Raw genomic sequence first — 21,667 nt, 5'->3', positions numbered from 1 at the left:
CCCTGATTCCTGTCTTTCTGACGTAGACAGGAATCCAGTCATTACTCAATACATTTAAAAAGTATTAATCTATACTCTATTCTTTAGATCCTTTCTCACCCAATTAATTAATCCACCCTCAATAAGCAGTTCGATTTGACGTTTGGACAGAGTTTGTTTTACTTCTATTTCTCTATCATTAACGGTTATTGTGAATAATGTTTTGTCTAAGATATGGGGTAAGTTATTGATCGCAACAATATCTTCTAAATGGATTTCATCATAATCGTTAGGATTTTTAAAAACCAAAGGTAGAATGCCGAAATTAATCAGATTTTGCCAATGGATGCGTGCAAAACTTTTTGCAATGACGACTCGCAAACCTAAATAGCGAGGAGCTAAAGCCGCATGTTCACGGCTCGAGCCTTGACCGTAATTGTCTCCTCCTATAATTACATGCCCCTCTTGATGTTTTCGAGTACGTTTTGCATAAGTTGGGTCGACCCGAATAAAGATAAATTCACTTATTTTAGGAATATTACTTCTGAAAGGAAGAAATTTTGCTCCTGCAGGAGAGATTTCGTCCGTAGAAATATTATCTCCTACCTTAAGAAGTACGGGTATTCTAAATGAATTTGGCAAGGGTGCTAGCTCTGGCAACGTTACTATATTCGGACCTTTCACGAGTTCTACTTTTTTTGCTTCCTCTAAAGGCAAGGGTGCTTCGAAACATGCTGGATTTAATATTCTTTTCTGAGGGATTTTTATTTCTGGGTAAGGTATGTCCAAAGTAGTTGGATCGGTAATTACTCCTGTCAAAGCGGAAGCAGCGGCAGTTTCAGGGCTACAAAGGAATACTTTATCTTCTTCTGTTCCCGAACGTCCCGGAAAATTTCGCGGTACCGTTCGTAAGCTATTTTTTTCGGTTGCAGGAGCTTGTCCCATCCCAATACACCCATTGCAGCCTGCCTGATGGATGCGGGCTCCAGAATGAATAAGAGTTCCTAAATATCCATCTCGGACCAATTCCTCTAAAATTGTTCGCGAACTTGGATTGATATCAAAAGATACATTTGGATGGATTGTCCGGCCTTTGACGATTTCAGCTGCAATTGCAAAATCTCGATATCCAGGATTGGCAGAAGAACCAATATAGGTTTGATAGACCTCTTCCCCTGCTATTTCAGCGACGGGTACTACATTACCTGGGCTGGTTGGTTTTGCGATGAGGGGGATTAATTTCGATAAATTGATTTCTGTATGTTCGTCATAGGAAGCCTTGGGATCTGCGATTAGTTCTATCCAGTCGTTTTTACGACCTTGACTTTCTAAGAATTCCTTAGTGATCTCGTCTGATGGAAAAACGGTAGTCGTGGCTCCTAACTCGGCCCCCATATTAGCAATTACATGTCGATCCATGGCACTTAAATGTTTTAATCCTTCTCCATAATATTCCAATATGTACCCAACTCCCCCTTTAACATTATAACGACGGAGCATTTCTAAAATGACATCTTTTGCACTAACCCAGGGGGGTAAGGCACCTGTTAAATGAATACCCATAACCTTAGGCATTTTGATATACAGGGGATAACCGGCAATGGCGAGTGCGACTTCCAACCCACCTGAACCAATTGCAACCATTCCCATAGAACCTGCAGCACAGGTGTGACTGTCTGAACCGGTGAGTGTTTTACCCGGCTTTCCAAAATTTTGCATGTGTACGGCATGACTAATTCCATTTCCGGGACGGCTAAAGTAAAACCCAAATCTTCTGGCTGCGCTTGCAAGAAAAAGATGATCGTCAGGATTTTTATTGTCTTCTTGAATTAAATTGTGATCTACGTATTGAACTGATAGTTCAGCGTGGGTACGTTCAAGTCCAATGGCTTCCAATTCAAGCATGACTAGTGTTCCTGTAGCATCTTGACACAAAGTTTGATCCATTTTTAAGGCAATTTCTTTACCAGGCTCCATTTTGCCTTCTAGAAGATGTGCTTTGATGATCTTTTCCGTTACATTCATCGCTTCCTCCTTGAAAACAGCTGATTGTTAAAATATAGCACAATGCACTAAATACACTTTCGATAACCAATAGAAGTTTTAGTTGAAATGAGGCCCCTAATCTACTTTGTTACATTACGAAGTATGGGCTAGACTTCAAATTGATGGAACGTTTGGAGATTAGGGCAATGAATTATGAGGATCGCTTTCATGCAGGGCGCGTTCTAGCTGATTTATTAAAGAAGTACGCGAAACGAACAGATGTACTCATATTGGCGTTACCACGAGGTGGTGTCCCTGTTGCCTATGAAATTGCGAATAAACTTTCGCTTCCATTTGATATTTTCATTGTTCGTAAGCTTGGCGTTCCTGGACATGCAGAATTAGCTATGGGAGCCATTGCGTCGGGAGGAATAATTGTTTTGAACGATGAGATAGTCAATGCCATGCTCATATCGAAAGAGGCGATTAATACGATCCAAAAATCAGAACAAGACGAATTATTACGTCGTGAGTTGGTTTATCGAGGAAAAAAACCATTCCCTAACTTAGCAGGAAAAACAGTAATCCTGGTAGATGATGGTATCGCGACAGGTTATACTATGCGAGCGGCAATTGCCGCATTAAAACAGAAAAATCCAGCTAAAATTATAGTCTCAGTTCCTGTGGCCGCCCGCTCGACCTGTGATGAAATCGCTCCTCTAGTTGACGAAATTATTTGTCCCATGCGCCCGGATAATTTTTATGCCGTAGGCTTGTGGTACAGTGATTTTTCACAAACAACCGACGATGAAGTGATGCAATTATTGCAAAAAAGCTAAGTATCACTCAAACTTATCCTCCTCGCATTAACCATGTAGCGATGAGGCATGAGATGAACAATTTAACCAATAAAATTATTTTAGTGACAGGAGCTTCCAGTGGAATTGGTCAGGCTTGTGCTCGTTTGTGCGCACAGCAAGGAGCTCGATTAATACTGTGTGCTCGCCGAGTCGAACGACTTGAAGCCTTAGCCAAAGAGTTGACTCAACTTTATGGAGAGGAGCATTACGTTTTACCTTTAGATGTATGTGATCCTGAACAAGTTAAAAAGCAACTAGGTTCCTTACCTGGCCAATGGCAATCCGTGGATGTATTAATTAACAATGCGGGATTGGCTTTAGATAGTTTGCCTTTGCAAAAGGGAATTGAAGAACATTGGGATATCATGATTGATACCAATATCAAAGGATTACTCTATGTCAGTCGTACTTTGATACCAGGTATGTTGGAGCGAGGTCGTGGTCATGTAGTCAATATCAGTTCTGTGGCAGGTCACGAATGTTATCCCAATGGTAATGTTTATTGTGCAACCAAACATGCGGTCCATGCTCTTTCAAAATCAATGAGATTGGATATGTTAGGTAAACCTGTTCGAGTTACTGAAATTGCACCGGGTGCGGTTGAAACTGAGTTTAGTGAGGTGCGATGGAATGATAAACAAAAGGCAAAAGAGTTTTATCAAGATTTTCAGCCTTTATTAGCAGATGATATAGCAGATGCGATAGTTTATTGTATAACTCGCCCAAAACATGTAGATATCGAAGAAATGACGATTATGCCCACAGTACAAGCATCAGCTAATCATTTAGCGAGAGATAAGAAATAAGTAAAGTTTGCGCAAAATTGCTCGGGCTCTACCTTCAATGGTCTATTATTTATATATATAGGTGATGGCTAATCCTGGCTGAACCATTTAATAGTGCCAGATTAGGGGGTTGTGTTGGAGCGTGGTGTGCAAGCCTATGTACCTAGTAGGAAGCCTAAAGCGCTCCGTAAACCTCCATAGTGAACCACGTAAGAGGCTCAGTATACAGGAAGTCGTCGCCTGTATTTTTTGAGCACTAATCCCCGTAAATTATTTAAAAATAATCATTTTGATTAAACTGTATACATATCGTATACTTAACCTACAGAAATTAGAGTTGCAATAAAGGCCAGGAGGCTATTATGAAAATACTAATGATTTCCGTAGTATTAAGTACCCCCCTTTTCTTAACTGCTCTGCCTGCTTTTTCGGCTCTACCCTCTGCGCTTGAGAATCCAGCACTAAGGACCGATGCTGCAGTTAACAATAATTTACCCAAAGCAACCAATTATACCCATTGGTATCGATGGCATCATTGGAACCTTTGGTAAATTTTTAGTTATGTCTCTTAGGGTTCACTATTGAGGAAGAGATTATGAATAAATTAATACTTGCGTTAATGGTATCAGGAATGACATTTTTAGTCACAGGGTGTGTTACGGAGCGTGTTTATAATCAATCTTATACTAAAACTTATTATACCCCAGCTCATACGACTCCAGCTTACACTTATTCGGCCGGTTATCATACGAGCCCCTATTGGGATATAGATTATTATAATGATAGCGATGCATATTATTATGGGTATAACGATTTAGGTGATGTGGGGTATTGGGGTATGTACAATACTTATCAGGTTTATTAATTATGGTTTTATCTGGTTGAGATAGATCCTCGTAGTTAAGTGCGAGGATCTAAGAACTTCCAGCAATCTTTAATTAATAAATGAAATTGAATTTTGGGGCGTGCATTTTTATTATTCTTTGGCGCGAGAAACGTACTCACCTTTGCGAGTATCTACTTTAATTAACTCTCCAGTTTGCACAAATAAGGGAACGCGCACTACCGCTCCGGTTTCTAAAATGGCGGGCTTTCCACCACCTCCAGAGGTATCGCCTTTTAATCCAGGATCTGTCTCGGTAATTTCTAAAATTACAAAATTAGGTGGTGTCACTTGTATGGGTTCATTATTCCAAAGGGTTACGATACAAATATCTTGTTCTTTTAACCATTGTGCCGCATCAGCAAGTACTTCTTTACTTAAGGCATATTGTTCAAAATTATCAGGAACCATGAAATGCCATTGTTCACCATCGTTATAAAGATATTGCATTTCTACATCGGCAACGTCAGCAGAAGGTAACGATTCATTTGATTTAAATGTGCGCTCCACAACTCGACCTGTTTTCAAGTTACGAATTTTAATGCGGGTAAAAGCTTGTCCTTTTCCTGGTTTTACAAATTCACAATCGAGAATGGTACATGGGGCGTCATCAACCATTACTTTCAAGCCATTTTTAAATTCATTGGTGCTATAAATTGCCATTAGTGCTCCACAGTTGAGATTTTGCTTCGTTTTAGTTAAAGTTCGCACAGTTTATCAAGTCTGTGTAATTAATGCGAGATTCCTCTTTAAGTTGGCAAAAAAATTTGGCACAAGGTTTTGCTTCAGTCACTGAATTATTAAATTTTCTGGAGCTGCCTTTATCTACTGGAAACGTGCACGCTGAAAAGCAATTTTCTAGTCGTGTTCCTTTAGGATTTGCTAAACGTATGCAAAAAGGTAATCCTCGTGATCCTTTATTGCTCCAAGTTTTAGCGACTGAAGATGAATTACAAAGTAATGAAGAATACAGTGACGATCCTTTAGAGGAGCGCAGTAGTAATCCAATTCGAGGATTAATGCATAAATATTACGGTCGAGTGTTGTTAACTTTGACCGGGGTCTGCGCAGTGAATTGCCGTTATTGCTTTCGCCGACATTTTCCCTATCAAGACAATAATCCTGGACGCAATGGATTTAAAGCCATTTGTGACTATATAGCCCAAGATGCAAGTATTACCGAGGTAATTTTAAGTGGCGGTGATCCCTTGTTGGCCTCTGATTTGGTACTGGCCGAGTTAATAAAACAATTGGAAGAAATTCCTCATTTACATACCTTACGCATTCATACACGGATTCCTGTAGTATTTCCCGAACGGATGGAGCAGAGCTTACTTGCACTATTACAAACAACGCGATTCAAGAAGGTAATTGTGTTGCATTGTAACCATGCTCAGGAACTGGATGATTCGGTAGGTCAAGTCCTTCGTGAGTTACAACAAATAGGATGTCATCTTTTGAATCAAACTGTTTTACTCGCAGGAATAAATGATGAGGCTCATATTTTGGCTAATTTAAGTCAAACTTTATTTGCATATGGAGTTTTACCTTATTATTTACACCGATTGGATAAAGTAAAAGGAGCTGCTCACTTTGATTTGCCGTTTGAGAAAGTACAAGCTATTTATCACCAATTACAAAATCTTTTGCCAGGATACCTTTTACCGCGTTTGGTTTGCGAAGAGCCCGGAAAATTAAGTAAAACTCTATTAATTTAGGGTATACTGGAGCCTGATACTTTGCTTTTTCTAACAAAATTTCAATAAGCTAACGGGTGATCCCCATGCAAAAGTTTTAAGAGATAAAGAATGAAAAAATTACCTGTATTAAATCCCGGAGATGCGATTGAAATTATTGCACCTTCATCTCGAAGTACGGACAGTCAATTGCTCGAGTTAAAAGAATTATTAGAGTCTTGGGAGTTGAAATGTATCGTGCAACATGACATTTTTGCTCAGGATTTCTTATGCGCTAATACAGATGAGATGCGATTTAAACATTTGAAAAACGCCTTACACAATCCCGAAACAAAAGCAGTAATTTGTGTGCGTGGTGGTTACGGTTCGACGCGTTTAATTCCCCGATTAGCAGAACTTGAACCTCCTGAATCGGTTAAACTATTCATTGGCATCAGTGACATCACCTGTCTGCATCTTTATTTGCAACAACATTGGGGTTGGCCCACAATTCATGGGGCTGCTGCGCCTGATAAATTTTCCAAAGACTCAATTGCAGCCGTGAAGTCTATTTTATTGAGGGAGACCCCGGCTAAGTTCACGGGGCTTATTCCATTGAACAAGGCTGCACAAAAAGAGGAGATTATTAAGTCTCCGGTTACTGGGGGCAATTTAGCAATCATTCAATCTGGTATTGGCACATGTTGGCAAATGGATGGTCGAGATAAAATTATTTTGCTCGAAGAAGTAGGTGAACGAGGATATCGTGTGGATCGAATGCTGGAGCATTTAAAACAAGCGGATATCTTTACAAATGCGGCAGCAATTCTATTGGGCGATTTTCTCAACGGGGATGAACCAAATGGTTCTTCTTTAATTGAACCCGTCTTACAACGTTTTGCTGAACGTAGTGCTATTCCAGTACTAAGAATTGCAGGGATAGGGCATGGTACAATCAATTTTCCTATCCCTCTGGGAACAGAAGCACATTTGCAACTTGGCGAACATGCCCAATTAACGTGCTTTCGCTAACTTGGGAGCAGCAAAATCAGTACTTGCTGCCCCCGTTTTTTAAATCGTACTTCCTTCCTCTTGATACAGCTTAATTAACTTTTCTTGAGCGCAACTCGTTCCTTGCGTTACTGGTTTATAACTTCCATCACTTTGCATTTCCCACGTATTGCTGTTGTCCTTGAGGTAGTTTTTGATAATTTCTTGCTTGATCCGCTTTTTACATTGCTCATCCAGGATTGGAAACATAATTTCAATGCGATGGTATAAATTTCTTTCCATTAGATCGGCGCTTGAACAAAAGTAATGTTCTTCTTCTTGAATCCGAAAATAAAATACTCGATGATGTTCCAAGAAGCGTCCAATATAGGAAAGTACTCGTATATTTTCCGAAATACCGGGTATTCCGGGTTTTAAACAACAGACTCCCCGCACAAGCAAATTTATTTTCACTCCCGCTTGTGATGCCTTATATAAGGCCTGAATTATCGTTTTATCGGCTAATCCATTTACTTTTAAAAGGATCTCGGTGTCTTCATTTTTTAATCCAGCTGCAGTACATTGTTCAATATATTGCAATAGGGTTTTTTGTAAGGTAAATGGTGAATGGCTTAGTGCTTTAAGTTTGACAACTTTACCCAGCCCAGTTAACTGTTGGAAAATAATTTGAATATCTGAGGTAATCGTTGGTTCGCAAGTTAATAAACCTAAGTCAGTGTATCGTTTTGCTGTGTACTCATGGTAGTTGCCGGTGCTTAAATGGACGTAACGCTTTAGTTTTCCATGAGCTCGACGAACAACTAGGGTCATTTTAGCATGGGTTTTATAGCCTACGACTCCATAAAGCACCAGAATTCCTGCGGCATGTAATCGGTTTGCTAGTTTTAGATTGGATTCCTCATCAAAACGAGCCCGTAATTCGATTACTGCGGTCACTTCCTTGCCAGAATGAGCTGCATCAACCAAAGCATCGACCATTACAGATTCTGATCGGGTACGATATAATGTTTGGCTTATTGCCAACACATTGGGATCGCTTGCTGCCTGTCTTACAAAATCAATAACGAGTTCAAAGCTTTGATAGGGATGATGAAGGAGAATGTCTTGTTCATCGATCACATTGAATAGATTTCGTTCTGATCTAGGAAATTGAGGATATTGTGCTGAGAAAGGGGGGTAATTCAAGTCAGGTCTTTCAATGCTGTTAATTGCAGTTAAATGACGTTGTATATTAACGGGCCCATCACAATAATAAGTATCTTCATGGCGAAGATGATATTTTTGTAATAAAAAATCCACAATTTTCTCGGGACAATTTTTTTCAATTTCTAATCGAACCACATGACCATAATGACGAGAAAAAATTTCTCGTTGCACAGCCTTCGCCAAATCATCAATTTCTTCTTCTCGTAAAAAAAGATCACTATTTCGAGTAAGACGAAAAGAATAACAACCACTTATTTCCATTCCTGGGAATAAACTATTGACGTGGGTAGTAATAATAGAGGAGAGATGAACAAAATAATGAGCATCTCCACATAACTCCGAAGGCAAATGAATGACTCGAGGAAGTGATCTCGGGGCATGTACCACTGCATAATTAATGTTACGATCAAAAGCATCTTTACCACTTAAAGAAATAATGAAGTTTAGGCTTTTGTTAATTAGTTGTGGCAAGGGATGTGCTAGATCGAGCGCAATAGGACTAATTACCGGTTGAATCTCGTGCTTAAAATAGTGTTTTGCCCACAAGTGAATATCATCAGTCCATTGTTCGGTATCCAGAAAATAAATATTTTCCTTAGCTAGGGCTGGAAGGAGTTGTTTATTAAAGATCGAGTAAAGCTGATCGATAAGTTTATGTGTTTTTTGACTGATTTGGCTAAATGCTTCATCAGATCGTAAACCATCAATAGTCAATTTTCCTGAAGACATTGCAATTTTTTCTTTAAGGCCTGCTACACGTATTTCAAAAAACTCATCAAGGTTACTGCTACAAATACTTAAAAAACGCATTCTTTCCAGCAAAGGCACCCGTTCGTCATTAGCCAGCATCAGTACACGCTGATTAAATGCGATAATTGAGAATTCTCTATTGATGTAGTATTCGGGGTTGTCCAACACAGTGTCCAAGTGTAACTCCATTTTTCTTACAAAAAGTAATAAGGCTTGGCTATGTTATTATTTTAGGTCTTAACGGACCAGAAAAAAACATACCACTATAAATCCTATAAACCCATAAAAAGGTGATAAGTTCCAGAAGGTTAACGCAATAAAAAAAACCAAACAACACAACACAATAGGGATTGAAAAATACATACCTACAACGCCCTGCCCAACTGAGTAACTGGCAGCTGCAAGTAAGGCCAATGCACCATATTGTACGCCTATCATTATTTTTCGCATTCCCGGCCCATTATGGCTTGTGAGCCAATGATAGCCTGCTATCGCCATCAGTAGTCCCGGTAAATTAAGACTTAGAACAGCAAGGATTAAACCAGTGATTCCGGCAGCTTTATATCCAATAAGGGCCGATAATTTAACCCCGGTCAATCCTGGAAAAATAAAACTTGAACCCACCATGGCGATAAATTCTTCTTGTCCTATCCAATGTCGATAATCAACAGCTTCATACTCCAACAGCTTTAACATGGAATTCCCACCACCTAAGGAAATAAGACCAATTTTTCCGAAGCTTAGGATGATCGCGACTAAGGTATTTATCATAATTTCATTAAATTTTTCAGGAAAGTTACATATTCGCAGGAAACAGGTTCATCCAGCAAGTGTTTGGAGATAGTCTCTACCAAATGCAGCGATTTTCCTTCGATACATAAGCTAAAATAAATTTGGTTGCATACCTCGACACGAGCGAGTTCAATTTTTATGCTGGGTTTCGTTGGCAATTTATAGATAAGTGCTTCTTTTTTGACACAAACCTCAATTCCTTTCTGTTCAACTTGCTGTGCTATTTCTTGTAAATCTGGAGGAAGAGGTTGATCATAAGAATCGCTAAGAATTATTTTTGCTCCATAACCTGCTGTATGGTTTGATTGTTTGAGTAGAGGCTTGTAAAGCAATTGTTCCCTGCGTTTCTTAATGTTGTAATTTGTTCCAGGTAGCAAATAATAGTAATCTTCTCTATGTTTTTGCTTGTATTGAGCTAAATCGAGTATTGAGTCATCAATGATATTTAAGATAATTATTTTATTATCCGGCCAAAAGAAACGCTTTTCCCATTTTATCTGCTCGTCTTTTTTATCTACTAAAGTGGGCAAAGAAAAGCCAGTTTTGGGAGTAAACTCGAAATTCCAAACCAAACGTTGGTTCATGCTCAATTGCTACTCGTAAAATAAAGAGTATATACTACACCTTTATTATGCAAAGCAAGGGAAGGTATTGATATTATGGCCATTCTATTTTTTTTAGTGTACCTAATATTTACTTTGATTGTTCTTTACCGAGCAATGAATCCATTAGTTTGGGAGTTGGGTAGCGTTTTTTACTTAATTGTTGCCACTTTTGCTATTGGTTTGCCTTGGATTATTGGTTTTCTGCTCTGGCTTGTGATTATTGTCGCATTACTCGTAGTCTATCTTGAGCCGTTACGCGCCTCGATTGCGGACCACCTTTATAAGAGAGCTGGCAAATCGATTCCTAAGTTATCCAAAACAGAGGAAGAGGCTCTCAATGCAGGGGATACTTGGTTAGAACAAGATATCTTTACTGGAACTCCTAATTGGAACCGACTGGCAAATGTAGCTACAGAACTCTCTGCAGAAGAACAAGCCTTTCTTGAGAATGAAACGAACACTTTATGCAGCATGATCGATGAGTGGGAAATTAGCCAAACACGTGATTTACCCGAAAAAGTTTGGTCCTATATGAAGGAAAATGGATTTTTTGGTTTGGTCATTCCCAAAGAATATGGTGGCAAAGGATTTTCGGCGCGTGGTCATTCTGATGTAGTAATGAAAATATCCAGTCGTTCTGGAGTTGCTGCGGTAACGGTAATGGTTCCTAACTCTTTAGGCCCTGGCGAATTAATTAATTACTATGGTACCGAGGAACAAAAGAATCATTACTTACCGCGTCTTGCAAAAGGTATTGATATTCCTTGTTTTGCACTAACAGAACCCGGGGCTGGTAGTGATGCAACCTCCATTCAATCCACTGCTATCGTCATGAAGAAAAAAGTAGATGGCAAAATGGTACTCGGATTAAATATTACTTTAGATAAACGCTGGATTACTTTAGCACCCGTAGCAACCCTAATTGGCCTTGCAGTAAACGTGAAAGATCCCGATGGTTTATTGCAGGGTGAAGGACAAGAAGGTATTACATGCGTGTTGATCCCACGTGACACTAAGAATCTGGAAATTGGCAATCGTCACTTACCTTCGGATCAACCCTTTATGAATGGCACAATTCGTGGAAAAGATATTTTTGTGCCCATAACCACAGTGATTGGCGGTCAGCAACGGATAGGTAATGGATGGCAGATGTTGGTCGAATGCTTATCAATTGGTCGCTCCATTTCTTTACCGGCGCTTGGAGCGGGTTCTTCCTCTACTTGTTATTTGGCAACGAGTGCATTTGCGCGCATACGTTGTCAATTTGGTGTGGAAATTGGCCAATTTGAAGGAATTGAAGAAAAACTTGCAGAAATCGCAGGTTTAAATTATTTGATTAATTCAAACCGATTAATGACTGTAGCCGCGGTGAACGAGCATAAAAAACCTTCTGTAGCCTCTGCAATTGCGAAATATTTTAATACAGAATTGGCGCGATCAGTGGTTAATGCCTCAATGGATGTGCATGCAGGAAGAGCTGTAGTGGTGGGGCCACGTAATTATCTCACCAATTTTTATAATGGAGTGCCTATTTCTATTACGGTGGAAGGGGCTAATGTGATGTCACGTAACTTATTGATTTTTGGACAAGGCTCGATGGCATGCCATCCTTATATTCGCCAAGAGTTTTACGCAATATCCAACCAAGATAAAGAAGCTTTTAGAGAAATAATTTGGAAACATATTCAATATTTCATGCAAAATTTTGCCAAAACTATTTGTTCTGGATGGACGGGTGGAATATTTATTAGTGCTCCTAAACAAAAAATGAAACGTGAATATCAGCGGTTGGCACGCCTTAGCCACGCTTATGCATGGTTGGCGGATTTGTCTCTAATAGTCTTGGGGGGAGATTTAAAACGTAAAGAGCGACTCTCTGCGCGTCTTGCTGATGGTATGTCCTATCTTTATATGGCCATGGCTGTTTTACGTAATGTACAATTAAATAATGAAAATCCAGATGATGTATTGCATGCTCAATGGGCTGTTTCCTATTGTTTTTATCATGCGCAACGTGCAATGATCGCATTATGCAACAATTTTCCGTCCCGATTTTTAGGCGCTTTCGCTCGTGTTTTGGCCTTCCCTTTAGGACAAACGATGCGTTATCCAACGGATAAGCTGGATCAGCAATTAGCACGATTGATGACCAAGAATAATCAGTACCGCGATCGGTTGAAAAAGATTGTTTATTTAAGTGGGGATGCAAAGCAACCAATCGACAAAGTAGAGCAAGCTTTACAGCAAATCATTAAAACTGATGATCTAGCCAAAAAAATGGGCGACTTAAGACGAGTTAAATTCGGTAAGTTAAGAGATAAATTAAAAGAAAAAGTGGTGCTTAATGAGCTCACACAACAGGAAATGGATGCGTTACTTGCAACGGAAGCGGCGCGATGGGATGCTATTTTAGTTGATGAGTTCACTTTTGATTCCATGAAAAACCCATTATTTAACTCAGTTATTGATGAGATTAAATCACCCTTTATGCAGGAAGATGTTTCTTCTTAAAGAAGGATTTCCCGCGGGAAACCGCGGGTTTTAGTTATGTAATCTATAAGTTTTTCAGGAATAAAGAATAAGTAATAGGCTATACAACCTATATTTACGCGTTTTTAACAAGCAAGCTGAAAAAGCAGTTATCTTATAAATAACGTTAGTTTGCTATAATAAGTCAATACAAAATAGAATTCTTGTGAGAAATGTATGTCCTCAACTTCACCTGTAATATCATCGGGTAATGATAAAACCTTCGTTAGAGAAGATCTTCTAAAAGCAATGCAACTTGCAGGAACCTCAGCAGAGCTAGCTCAGTATTTAAAAAAACAAGTCCATGAGATAGTTGATACTTCCAGAGCTTTTAAAAAATCGCCCGAAAAAATGCAAGTGGCACAACAAATAATAAAAGCGGTTGACGAATTTACGCAACTTGTGGAATATAAATTTTCTGAACAAGAAAAGAAAATCTGGGCTGGTATACCGCCGAATTCAAGGTTTGAAAATATACACCGTGGAATCACCCAGGAAGCGGTAGAATTATTAGAGAAAAAAGGTTTTGCGGGAATCCGATTCGATTATGCTATCAAGCAGACTGGAGATGAGAAAGGACATTTTGTTCGCGGATATGCGTCTATAGAGAAAGGAGCTCCTCCATTGGATGGAGAAACAGTAGATGCTTTAGATCGTTTGTTTAATGCATGGTTAGCAAATGAACATCAAGTTCTAACTGAGAATGGTTTTTTCTTTAAAACGGACGCAGAAGGGAATAAAACAAGGCAGTTGACTGCAGATGAAGTAGAAGAGATCATGGCTGATTCAGCACAGGGCTTTAAGGATTATTTACAAAGCAATCATGCTGAAACCCCACTGGTGGCTCGCCAACGAGAATACCCAGGTGAACAGCGATTGGAAGAAGCCAAGAAGGCCGCAGCTCAAAAAGCTGTAGAGCGTGTAATAGAAGAAGAAGAAGCGGAAAAAGTCGAGGCCGAAGTTCAACCCCAAAACATTAGCCCAACCTAAACGGGGCTTTTTTACTGTTTAAAAAACAGTGCAAGGGGTCTAAGTTATTTATACATGTAGTGAATGCTGATTTTAGATCATATTCACTGCATGTAATCTTTCTAAAGTTCCTATATCAAACCAAAGGCCACTATAAAGGCTGGCTGTTACTTTATTTTCTCCAGCGTATTGACGGATTATAGGTGCAACCGAATAGCGACCGAGTTTGTAATTAGAAAATATATCTGGATGATAACAGCAGATACCTGCAAAGGTGTATTTTCGATCTGCATTACATAGTTGAGTTTGATTGATTAATCCGAAATCTCCAAGATGATTAAGGGCTGGATTTTTATTTACTAAAATTACATGAATGGTATGAATATTTTCGGGTTGTAATTGAGAGAAGTCAAAATCCGTATAGATATCCGCATTGACAGTGATAAAAGGTTTATCACCAAGCAGTGGCAATGCATTTACAATACCTCCACCTGTTTCTAAGCCTCCGGGCGGTTCTGGTGAATAACAAATTTCAATTCCCCAACGAGCTCCATCACCTAAATACTGACGGATTTTTCCCCCAAGATAGGCATGGTTTATGACTAATCGTTCAAAACCTGCTTTTGCTAAATTGCTTACATGGTGCTCTATTAAAGGCTTTTCTTTAACAATGCAAAGGGCTTTGGGGGTGATATCAGTAAGCGGTTTTAAACGATCGCCACGTCCAGCAGCTAATATCATCGCAGTTTTCATGGTAGATAAACTCTCATTTGCATAAATTGAAAGAATGAATGTAATTCCTTATAAATTTCTGTACATTCAAGTACATATTTAAAAGTTAAAGGTAAGTCTTTAAGATATCCAGGTTTGTTATCGCGTAAATGCAAGCGAGAAAAGATTCCTAAAACTTTTAAATGTCTTTGTAAACCACAAAGATCAAATGCACGGATAAATTCAGGCAAGGAATAATCTTTAGTTAAAGTACTTTGAGCGTAAAAAAATTCAACCCATTCCAGGACTTTACTTCTTGGCCAGGAAATATAACAATCTTTGAGCAAAGAAACCAAATCATAAGTAAATGGGCCAATCATTGCATCTTGAAAGTCAATAACTCCCAAGGTTGATTCCACCTCATTTTGTAATAGCATCAGATTGCGAGAGTGGTAATCACGATGAATAAAAGTCAACGGTTGAAGGGCTACTTCTGTGGCGATCCAATCCATGGTTTGTTGTACTAAAGAATGTTCATCTTGTGTTAGTTGTAAATCGAGATATGCTTTAAAAAACCATTCAGAGCATAAACTCATTTCTTTGAGCATATGTGCTTTATCAAACTGTGCAAGAGTCGGATTGTAACTGGAACAGTTTTGAATTTTAAATAAAGTGTTTATTGCATGATAATAATGTTCATCCACGTTTTCGGAGTGAAGGGCATTCAAGAGAAGTTGATCTCCTAAATCACTTAATAATAAGAATCCATCGGCTAAATTAGTTGCTAGAATTTTCGGCGTTTGAACTTCCACTTTCTCAAGGGTTTGTGCAATATATATAAAAGGTTTAAGATCCTCTTTTCCTGGAGGCGCATCCATGACAACTTGGGTGATTCCATTATATTTTAGACGAAAATATCGTCTAAAACTGGCATCTCCAGCCAAAGGAGTTAATTGGAAATCTTCTAGTTTTAGCGTATCAATTAACCATTCTTTAAGTGCGTTTTCTCTAGCATGCATGGTATACTTTCCCATCATTATTTCTGGTTGTAACTTATAACCAAGATCTCCTCTCTCATGAATAGAGAGAATAAAGAGGTAGGCTGTGGTATGAATTATACCGCAATACCTTTAGCGTGAACGCGACGATCTTAAAGTAAACAGTTACATATTTTTTGTGTGCATGATAAGGCATTTTATTACCCGTGAACAAGATTTCATTTAAATGGTTCTTGATGAGCATCTGTATGACCTTACTTATTTTGCTCATGGTAATTTATCATGCGTTAGCCCATTCTGCTTCTATAATTAATGAACCCGTTCAAGCCTGTGTCATCGCTCGCGATGTGGATTTAACTGATTCAGTGAGGTCGAAATTTGCTCAATGCTTGGGTTGGTACGCAGATCAAAGTTCCCCGATTTGCCTTGGTTCATATCAACCGCTCACGGTGACGCCGCTTGCCTCACCTGATGAAATCAGGATTATGGCCGATCAAGTTTCTTTTTATCAAGATAAGCCATCCACCTTATCGGGCCATGTTGAAGTACAGCAAGGTCAAAGAATAGTCAATGCACAAACAGCACATGTTTATCGTGATCCAAAAAGTAAAGAGGTCACGAAAATAGAATTTTTGGGTAATGTTCATTACCTGGAACCTGATAAATTATTGATTGCTCGTAAAGCAACAATCAATCCTCAAGATAAATCAGGTCAAACTGAAGATGTACTCTATCGTTTTAATACCAACAAAAATTCGGCAATCTTGCCTGCATGGGGAAGAGCCAGTTTAATGCAGCGCTTTCCAAATTCAGATTACTTATTACGGCGGGCGACATACACTACTTGTGCCCCACAAGATAAAGCTTGGGATATAGAGGCTAAATCAATTGTCATTGATAACAAGAAAAAGATGGGTGTCGCTAGGAATGTGAAGTTACGTATTCATGACTGGCCGCTACTTTATGTTCCTTACCTGAGTTTTCCTACAACTAAAGAACGTAAATCAGGTTTTTTAATGCCTATAGTGGGATATTCGAATGTAGGGGGTTTTGATCTAGGACTTCCTTATTATTGGAATATTGCTCCAAACTATGATTTGACTGTAACACCGCATCTTTATACTGAGCGGAATGTTATGTTAAGCGGAGATTTCCGTTATTTAACGCCACACAGCGTGGGCTTTCTTACTGGGAGTTTTTTACCGAACGATGCTGCATACCGGAATTTTTTGGACAATAATGTAGAAGAATTTCCCTTTTTTAGAGATAAGTCAACAAATCGATGGTCATTTGGGGTTCGTGATACCACGCAATTGAGCTCTAATTTGCGTTTAAATGTAAATGTGCAACAAGTTTCTGATGATTATTACTTCCAGGATTTTAGTACCAATTTGGCACGGATTACTCAGCGACAATTATTGCGCCAAGCCGATTTAACCTATTCGACAGAACATTGGACTTTTAGAAGTATGGTTCAAAGTTTTCAAACGTTACACCCGATCAATGAGACTCCTATTCTTGATCAATATGAACGTTTACCGCAAATAAATGCTCGTGGTTATTATTATGACTTGCCCGCACAGGCCAATTTAAATATAACAGGGCAATATGATCAGTTTATTTGGCCGACATCACCTCAATTTTTACGAAAAATGCCTCAGGGTCCAAGGTTTCACCTAAACCCAATTCTTTCTGTGCCACAGCGAACGAGTTGGGGATTTATAACACCATCAGCTGAGTTTGTAGAAAACTACTATCAGGTCCAGAATAATTGGATTGATACGAACACTGAAGATAACCGTTTTATTCCTCGTTTTAGTACCCATGGTGGTTTATTTTTTGATAGGAACTTTAATTGGAGGGGTAAGTCATACACCCAAACTTTAGAGCCAAGTTTATATTATTTGTATGTTCCTTTTTATAATCAAAGTCAGCTTCCGATATATGATACGGGGAACATGATTTTTAATTTTGATCAACTATTTAGAACCAATCGCTTTTCCGGATTCGACCGAATTGGTGATGCTAATCAATTATCCTATGCAGTAACCACTCGTTGGCTTTCAGGAAGTACGGGTACTGAATTAGCCAGTTTTTCGGTGGGTCAAATTAAATATTTTTCGGATAGACAAGTACAGCTATGTCGTAGTCCTACCGGAATTTGCACCGCAAATCCTCTTGAGATTGGCCACTTATCTCCCTTTTCTGAAACATCCCCTATAGCTTCTCGGGCAGTTTATCACTTTAACCGATCTTTAAAAATTCTCGGTGATTATGTATGGGATCCTGCAACTTCCGGGACAAACAATGGGGATTTAAACTTACATTATCAACCTAAATTAAATGCAGTCATTAATTTAGGCTACAGCTATTTAGTTAATGGAGATGTGACCAAAGTTAGGAATAATGCAGGGGTAGATAATGCATTACATCAGGGAATGGTTTCTGCTGCTTGGCCAGTCAGTGATCGATGGAGCGCTATTGGCGCATATAGTCATAATATTAGTAAAGATTACAGTATGATGTCTTTATTAGGGATGCAATATGATAGTTGCTGTTGGGCTGTGAGAATTTTGGGAGGAAGAACGTTTAAGAGTTTAAATGCAGAATATATGCCCCAATATAATAACAACATCTATTTGCAAATTTTATTAAAAGGCTTAGGATCAGTAGCAAATAGTGATCCTGGGAGTGTATTGCGTACTTATATTCCTGGATATAGTGATCCATTTCATAGTTAGATCGAACATTGGTATAAATTAAAACAGAGTCGCTTGTGTTTTGAATAAAAATAACCTAAATTGCTCGAAAAAAAGTAATAAGGATTAACATGTATAAAAAAATAACCCTTGCATGCCTATTGTTTGCTGTCGTTGGCATGACCGAAGCAAAACAATTATTGGATAAGGTGGTTGCAGTTGTTAATAACGGAGTAATCACTGCAAGTGAACTAAACAAACAAGTTGAATTGACAAAGAAACAAATTATTGCTCAAAGAATGCAAGTTCCAGAAGATTCAGTGTTACGTAAGCAAGTACTTCAACATTTAATTGATGTGAATGTGCAGTTGCAGATGGCAAAGCAACACGGCCTCACGGTAGATGATACAGAGTTAAACCAGGCCATTGAAAAAATAGCTACTGCGAATCATGCCACTGTAACTCAATTGCGGGAGGAAATTACTAGACAAGGAATGACTTGGAATGAATACAGAGAAAATATTCGAAAAGAAATTCTTCTTTCTAACTTGCAACAAAAGGCGGTTGGGCGGGACGCTGCAGTTTCAAATGAACAAGTTGAGCAATATCTTAAAACAGAAGGGGGAATAATCAACCGTTCGGCACTGACCTATCATCTTCAGAATATAGTTATTCCCTTAAATGAAGAGCCTACATCAGAAGAATTAAAAAAAGCCAAGGCCAAAGCAGATTCGTTGCTGGTGCAGATAAAAAAAGGTGGGGATTTTAGTCGCTTGGCTATAGAAAATTCCAGTGGTGAATTTGCATTGGAAGGAGGTGATTTAGGTGAGCGTCATTTAGCTGAATTACCCGAATTGTTTGCTAAGGAAGTAGTAAATATGAAAGTGGGACAAGTATCAGGTCCCTTACGTGCAGGTAATGGTTTTCAATTAATTAAACTGGTTTCTATTGGTGGTGACAATCAACATCATGTCATTACCAAAACTCATGTTCGTCATATTCTTTTAAAGCCTGATCCAAGCATGCTTCCTGAAGATTCCAAAAAACAAGTGAATAATATTTATCAGCAACTAAAATCAGGTAAAGATTTTGCACTGATGGCAAAACAATACTCCCTGGATTCATCGAGTGCGGTAAAAGGTGGTGATTTAGGTTGGGTTTCGCCAGGAGTGTTAGTCCCTGAGTTTGAGAAAGCCATGGATAAGCTAGCTGTTAACGAGATAAGTCCACCTGTCAAATCACAATTTGGTTGGCATCTTATTCAAGTGCTTGGCCGTAAACAAGAAGATGATTCCGAAGCTTTTAAAAAGCAACAAGTACGACAATTTTTACAACAACGAAAGTTTGCAGAAGCAGTTCAAAATTGGCAACAACACATACGTTCGGATGCTTATGTGAATATCATTGAAAAGGAGCTGGCGTGAGGCCTTTGCTTATAAGCAGCGGGGAACCAGCTGGAGTTGGTCCAGATTTATGTCTGGCACTTGCGGGGTATAATTTTCCTTTGGTAATTTTAGGAGATCAGGCCGTATTAGAAGCTCGAGCTAAAGAACTAAATTTCGAAGTTTGTTTTACCCCTTATAAAACTGGACAAGTTGTTGAAACTAAACCTGGTCATTTGACCGTATGTTCGGTGACTTGTCCTGAGAAAGTGCAAAGTGGGCATCTAAACCCTAAAAATGCCAGTTATGTTATAGAGTTGTTAAATCAAGCCGCCAGATTATGTGGACAAGGTGATTTTTCTGGATTAATTACGGCGCCAGTCCACAAGGCAAATATTAACGAAGCGGGCATCTCATTTACGGGTCATACTGAATTTTTTGCACAATACTACAAAGTAGATGTAGTAATGATGTTAGCGAGTACAGCGATGAAAGTTGCTTTAGTGACTACCCATCTTCCATTACGTAGGGTATCTGATGCCATTACATCAGAACTTATTATAAAAGTGATTACTCAGGTACATCAATCCTTAATCCAAGATTTCAATATTAAAAACCCCTGCATTAAAGTGGCCGGTTTAAATCCACATGCGGGCGAGTCGGGATATTTGGGAAGGGAAGAAATTGAGATAATCTCTCCTGCGCTAACTGTATTAAAAGAACGAGGTATGAATGTTGAAGGTCCTATGCCGGCAGATACGATGTTCATTAACAGTCATCTAAAAAATTGTGATGCTTATGTTGCTATGTATCATGATCAAGGTTTACCCGTAATTAAACATGCTGATTTTCATAATGCGGTGAATGTAACATTAGGCTTACCAATAATACGTACCTCAGTAGACCATGGAACGGCTTTAGAGTTGGCAGGCAAAAATAAACTCGACCCGGGATCAATGTTTGCCGCTGTCGATATGGCGAAAGCTATGGCTTTATCTAGGATGAACTCATGATTAGTTTAATAGCTGCAATTGATGAAACTGGGGGGTTAGGACTCAATAACCAATTACTTTGCCATTTACCTGCCGATTTACAACATTTTAAATCTACCACTATGGGTAAACCTATTATTATGGGAAGAAAAACATTTGCTTCTATAGGAAAACCATTGCCCGGGCGATTAAATATTGTGCTCAGTCGTAATGTACCCAGAATTGAAGGAGTGACTGTTGTTGATTCTTTAGAAAAAGCTATCCAGCAAACAGACGAGTTTCCTGAAATAATGATACTAGGTGGAGCAGAACTTTTTACGGAAGCAATGGAAAAAGCAACCCGTCTATATATAACACATATCCATCATCAATTTACGGCGGATGTTTTTTTTCCAGAAATTGATGCAGCAATATGGCATTGTTGTAATGAACAATTTAGACCATGTGATGAAAAAAACAAATATGATCTGACATTCTGCACTTATGAGCGTGCCAAATAGCAGAATATATATTTGAGAAGTAGCTTCGACCTCTTTGCAAAATCCTATATTTAGTTTCATCCAGAACTTAGGAAGTATCTAAGAACTCAGTGACATCCTCTATGTTTTCTATCGCAAACTCTTTTTAAAACTAAACTAAAGTACACTCCATTAAGCCAATAAATGTCCAAAATGGACGTGCAAAGATCTATATGGACTACTATAGATAAATAAAAGAAAACAATTAAAAAAAAATGAAAAAAGTGTTTGACACTGAGAGTGAAATCAGTAGAATACGCAGCACGCCTTCGGGGCAGGTTCATTAAGAAGATAGAAGACAAACTGTGTGGGCACTTTGAAGAACCTTTGAGTGCT

General features: G+C 38.8%; 19 protein-coding genes. 12 read left to right on the top strand and 7 right to left on the bottom strand.

Translation table 11 applies throughout. The features are described 5' to 3' along the window. Positions 1 to 69: 69 nt before the first annotated feature. A complete protein-coding gene (locus ACWTE2_RS22455) occupies positions 70 to 2,004 on the bottom strand; it encodes an aconitate hydratase (RefSeq protein ID WP_454784458.1) in 1,935 nt (644 codons plus the stop codon). Between the two features lie 167 nt (positions 2,005 to 2,171). On the opposite strand from ACWTE2_RS22455, the gene ACWTE2_RS22450 reads away from it, so the two are divergent. The 4 genes from ACWTE2_RS22450 (at position 2,172) to ACWTE2_RS22435 (ending at position 4,475) form a co-directional block, all read left to right on the top strand. Then, positions 2,172 to 2,804 (top strand): phosphoribosyltransferase, encoded by a 633-nt coding sequence (locus ACWTE2_RS22450; protein ID WP_454784457.1) that lies wholly within the window; start codon positions 2,172 to 2,174, stop codon positions 2,802 to 2,804. 53 nt (positions 2,805 to 2,857) lie between these two features. Beyond that, entirely contained in the window at positions 2,858 to 3,631 is a 774-nt protein-coding gene (locus ACWTE2_RS22445) for an SDR family NAD(P)-dependent oxidoreductase (RefSeq protein WP_182391689.1), read from the top strand. Between the two features lie 341 nt (positions 3,632 to 3,972). Further along, positions 3,973 to 4,161, top strand: coding sequence for a hypothetical protein (locus ACWTE2_RS22440; RefSeq protein ID WP_454784456.1), 189 nt, complete (start codon positions 3,973 to 3,975; stop codon positions 4,159 to 4,161). 44 nt (positions 4,162 to 4,205) lie between these two features. Continuing rightward, positions 4,206 to 4,475 (top strand): hypothetical protein, encoded by a 270-nt coding sequence (locus ACWTE2_RS22435; protein ID WP_454784455.1) that lies wholly within the window; start codon positions 4,206 to 4,208, stop codon positions 4,473 to 4,475. A gap of 111 nt (positions 4,476 to 4,586) precedes the next feature. Here ACWTE2_RS22435 and efp read toward each other — a convergent pair whose 3' ends face one another. Beyond that, a complete protein-coding gene (gene efp / locus ACWTE2_RS22430; RefSeq protein ID WP_182391687.1) occupies positions 4,587 to 5,156 on the bottom strand; it encodes an elongation factor P in 570 nt (189 codons plus the stop codon). 71 nt (positions 5,157 to 5,227) lie between these two features. On the opposite strand from efp, the gene epmB reads away from it, so the two are divergent. Further along, positions 5,228 to 6,211 (top strand): EF-P beta-lysylation protein EpmB, encoded by a 984-nt coding sequence (epmB, locus tag ACWTE2_RS22425; protein WP_454784454.1) that lies wholly within the window; start codon positions 5,228 to 5,230, stop codon positions 6,209 to 6,211. Between the two features lie 90 nt (positions 6,212 to 6,301). Continuing rightward, a complete protein-coding gene (locus ACWTE2_RS22420) occupies positions 6,302 to 7,201 on the top strand; it encodes a S66 peptidase family protein (RefSeq protein WP_454784453.1) in 900 nt (299 codons plus the stop codon). 39 nt (positions 7,202 to 7,240) lie between these two features. Here the strand turns inward: ACWTE2_RS22420 and ppk1 are convergent, their stop codons facing one another. The 3 genes from ppk1 to ACWTE2_RS22405 are packed head-to-tail and all read right to left on the bottom strand — an operon-like array spanning position 7,241 to position 10,512. After that, positions 7,241 to 9,313, bottom strand: coding sequence for a polyphosphate kinase 1 (ppk1, locus tag ACWTE2_RS22415; RefSeq protein WP_454784452.1), 2,073 nt, complete (start codon positions 9,311 to 9,313; stop codon positions 7,241 to 7,243). A gap of 60 nt (positions 9,314 to 9,373) precedes the next feature. After that, the gene (locus ACWTE2_RS22410; protein WP_454784451.1) at positions 9,374 to 9,907 is read right to left on the bottom strand and encodes a chromate transporter; all 534 of its coding nucleotides are present in this window, start codon (positions 9,905 to 9,907) and stop codon (positions 9,374 to 9,376) included. After that, positions 9,904 to 10,512, bottom strand: coding sequence for a hypothetical protein (locus tag ACWTE2_RS22405; RefSeq protein WP_454784450.1), 609 nt, complete (start codon positions 10,510 to 10,512; stop codon positions 9,904 to 9,906). Before ACWTE2_RS22405 ends, ACWTE2_RS22410 begins: the two co-directional genes overlap by 4 nt. Positions 10,513 to 10,587: 75 nt before the next feature. Here ACWTE2_RS22405 and ACWTE2_RS22400 point away from each other — a divergent pair, with 75 nt between their 5' ends. Beyond that, complete coding sequence (locus ACWTE2_RS22400) at positions 10,588 to 13,044, top strand: acyl-CoA dehydrogenase (protein ID WP_454784449.1); 2,457 nt, start codon at positions 10,588 to 10,590, stop codon at positions 13,042 to 13,044. Positions 13,045 to 13,239: 195 nt separating this feature from the next. Further along, positions 13,240 to 14,052 (top strand): hypothetical protein, encoded by an 813-nt coding sequence (locus tag ACWTE2_RS22395; RefSeq protein WP_182391680.1) that lies wholly within the window; start codon positions 13,240 to 13,242, stop codon positions 14,050 to 14,052. A 72-nt stretch (positions 14,053 to 14,124) separates the two neighbouring features. Here ACWTE2_RS22395 and murU read toward each other — a convergent pair whose 3' ends face one another. Both murU and ACWTE2_RS22385 read right to left on the bottom strand, forming a co-directional pair. Further along, positions 14,125 to 14,784, bottom strand: a complete 660-nt coding sequence (gene murU, locus ACWTE2_RS22390; protein ID WP_454784448.1) for an N-acetylmuramate alpha-1-phosphate uridylyltransferase MurU — start codon at positions 14,782 to 14,784, stop codon at positions 14,125 to 14,127. After that, on the bottom strand, positions 14,781 to 15,761 hold the full coding sequence (locus ACWTE2_RS22385) for an aminoglycoside phosphotransferase family protein (protein ID WP_454784447.1): 981 nt from the start codon (positions 15,759 to 15,761) through the stop codon (positions 14,781 to 14,783). The genes murU and ACWTE2_RS22385 overlap by 4 nt, the downstream gene beginning before the upstream one ends. A 215-nt stretch (positions 15,762 to 15,976) precedes the next feature. Between ACWTE2_RS22385 and ACWTE2_RS22380 the strand changes: the two genes are divergently transcribed. From ACWTE2_RS22380 to ACWTE2_RS22365, 4 genes are all read left to right on the top strand, one after another. After that, complete coding sequence (locus ACWTE2_RS22380) at positions 15,977 to 18,481, top strand: LPS-assembly protein LptD (protein WP_454784446.1); 2,505 nt, start codon at positions 15,977 to 15,979, stop codon at positions 18,479 to 18,481. Positions 18,482 to 18,570: 89 nt separating this feature from the next. Further along, positions 18,571 to 19,863 carry a peptidylprolyl isomerase gene (locus ACWTE2_RS22375; protein ID WP_182391676.1) on the top strand — a complete coding sequence of 431 codons (1,293 nt, stop codon included), beginning with the start codon at positions 18,571 to 18,573 and terminating at the stop codon, positions 19,861 to 19,863. After that, complete coding sequence (gene pdxA, locus ACWTE2_RS22370) at positions 19,860 to 20,834, top strand: 4-hydroxythreonine-4-phosphate dehydrogenase PdxA (protein WP_454784445.1); 975 nt, start codon at positions 19,860 to 19,862, stop codon at positions 20,832 to 20,834. The genes ACWTE2_RS22375 and pdxA overlap by 4 nt, the downstream gene beginning before the upstream one ends. Continuing rightward, positions 20,831 to 21,313: a dihydrofolate reductase gene (locus ACWTE2_RS22365; RefSeq protein ID WP_454784444.1), complete on the top strand. Its 483-nt coding sequence runs from the start codon at positions 20,831 to 20,833 to the stop codon at positions 21,311 to 21,313. The genes pdxA and ACWTE2_RS22365 overlap by 4 nt, the downstream gene beginning before the upstream one ends. Positions 21,314 to 21,667 lie beyond the last annotated feature (354 nt).

The organism is Legionella nigrisilvae, assembly GCF_977063395.2.
This window is presented reverse-complemented; position numbering and strand designations above follow the sequence as displayed.

Excerpts from the sequence above, each read along its gene's own strand:
- ACWTE2_RS22380 (WP_454784446.1), top strand. The coding sequence starts at position 15,977 with ATGAGCATCTGTATGACCTTACTTATTTTGCTCATGGTAATTTATCAT.
- ACWTE2_RS22435 (WP_454784455.1), top strand. The coding sequence starts at position 4,206 with ATGAATAAATTAATACTTGCGTTAATGGTATCAGGAATGACATTTTTA.
- ACWTE2_RS22375 (WP_182391676.1), top strand. The coding sequence starts at position 18,571 with ATGTATAAAAAAATAACCCTTGCATGCCTATTGTTTGCTGTCGTTGGC.
- ACWTE2_RS22405 (WP_454784450.1), bottom strand. The coding sequence starts at position 10,512 with ATGAACCAACGTTTGGTTTGGAATTTCGAGTTTACTCCCAAAACTGGC.
- ACWTE2_RS22455 (WP_454784458.1), bottom strand. The coding sequence starts at position 2,004 with ATGAATGTAACGGAAAAGATCATCAAAGCACATCTTCTAGAAGGCAAA.
- ACWTE2_RS22450 (WP_454784457.1), top strand. The coding sequence starts at position 2,172 with ATGAATTATGAGGATCGCTTTCATGCAGGGCGCGTTCTAGCTGATTTA.
- ACWTE2_RS22365 (WP_454784444.1), top strand. The coding sequence starts at position 20,831 with ATGATTAGTTTAATAGCTGCAATTGATGAAACTGGGGGGTTAGGACTC.
- ACWTE2_RS22445 (WP_182391689.1), top strand. The coding sequence starts at position 2,858 with ATGAACAATTTAACCAATAAAATTATTTTAGTGACAGGAGCTTCCAGT.
- ACWTE2_RS22410 (WP_454784451.1), bottom strand. The coding sequence starts at position 9,907 with ATGATAAATACCTTAGTCGCGATCATCCTAAGCTTCGGAAAAATTGGT.
- epmB (WP_454784454.1), top strand. The coding sequence starts at position 5,228 with ATGCGAGATTCCTCTTTAAGTTGGCAAAAAAATTTGGCACAAGGTTTT.
- ACWTE2_RS22440 (WP_454784456.1), top strand. The coding sequence starts at position 3,973 with ATGAAAATACTAATGATTTCCGTAGTATTAAGTACCCCCCTTTTCTTA.
- murU (WP_454784448.1), bottom strand. The coding sequence starts at position 14,784 with ATGAAAACTGCGATGATATTAGCTGCTGGACGTGGCGATCGTTTAAAA.
- ACWTE2_RS22395 (WP_182391680.1), top strand. The coding sequence starts at position 13,240 with ATGTCCTCAACTTCACCTGTAATATCATCGGGTAATGATAAAACCTTC.
- efp (WP_182391687.1), bottom strand. The coding sequence starts at position 5,156 with ATGGCAATTTATAGCACCAATGAATTTAAAAATGGCTTGAAAGTAATG.
- ACWTE2_RS22385 (WP_454784447.1), bottom strand. The coding sequence starts at position 15,761 with ATGCATGCTAGAGAAAACGCACTTAAAGAATGGTTAATTGATACGCTA.
- ACWTE2_RS22420 (WP_454784453.1), top strand. The coding sequence starts at position 6,302 with ATGAAAAAATTACCTGTATTAAATCCCGGAGATGCGATTGAAATTATT.
- ACWTE2_RS22400 (WP_454784449.1), top strand. The coding sequence starts at position 10,588 with ATGGCCATTCTATTTTTTTTAGTGTACCTAATATTTACTTTGATTGTT.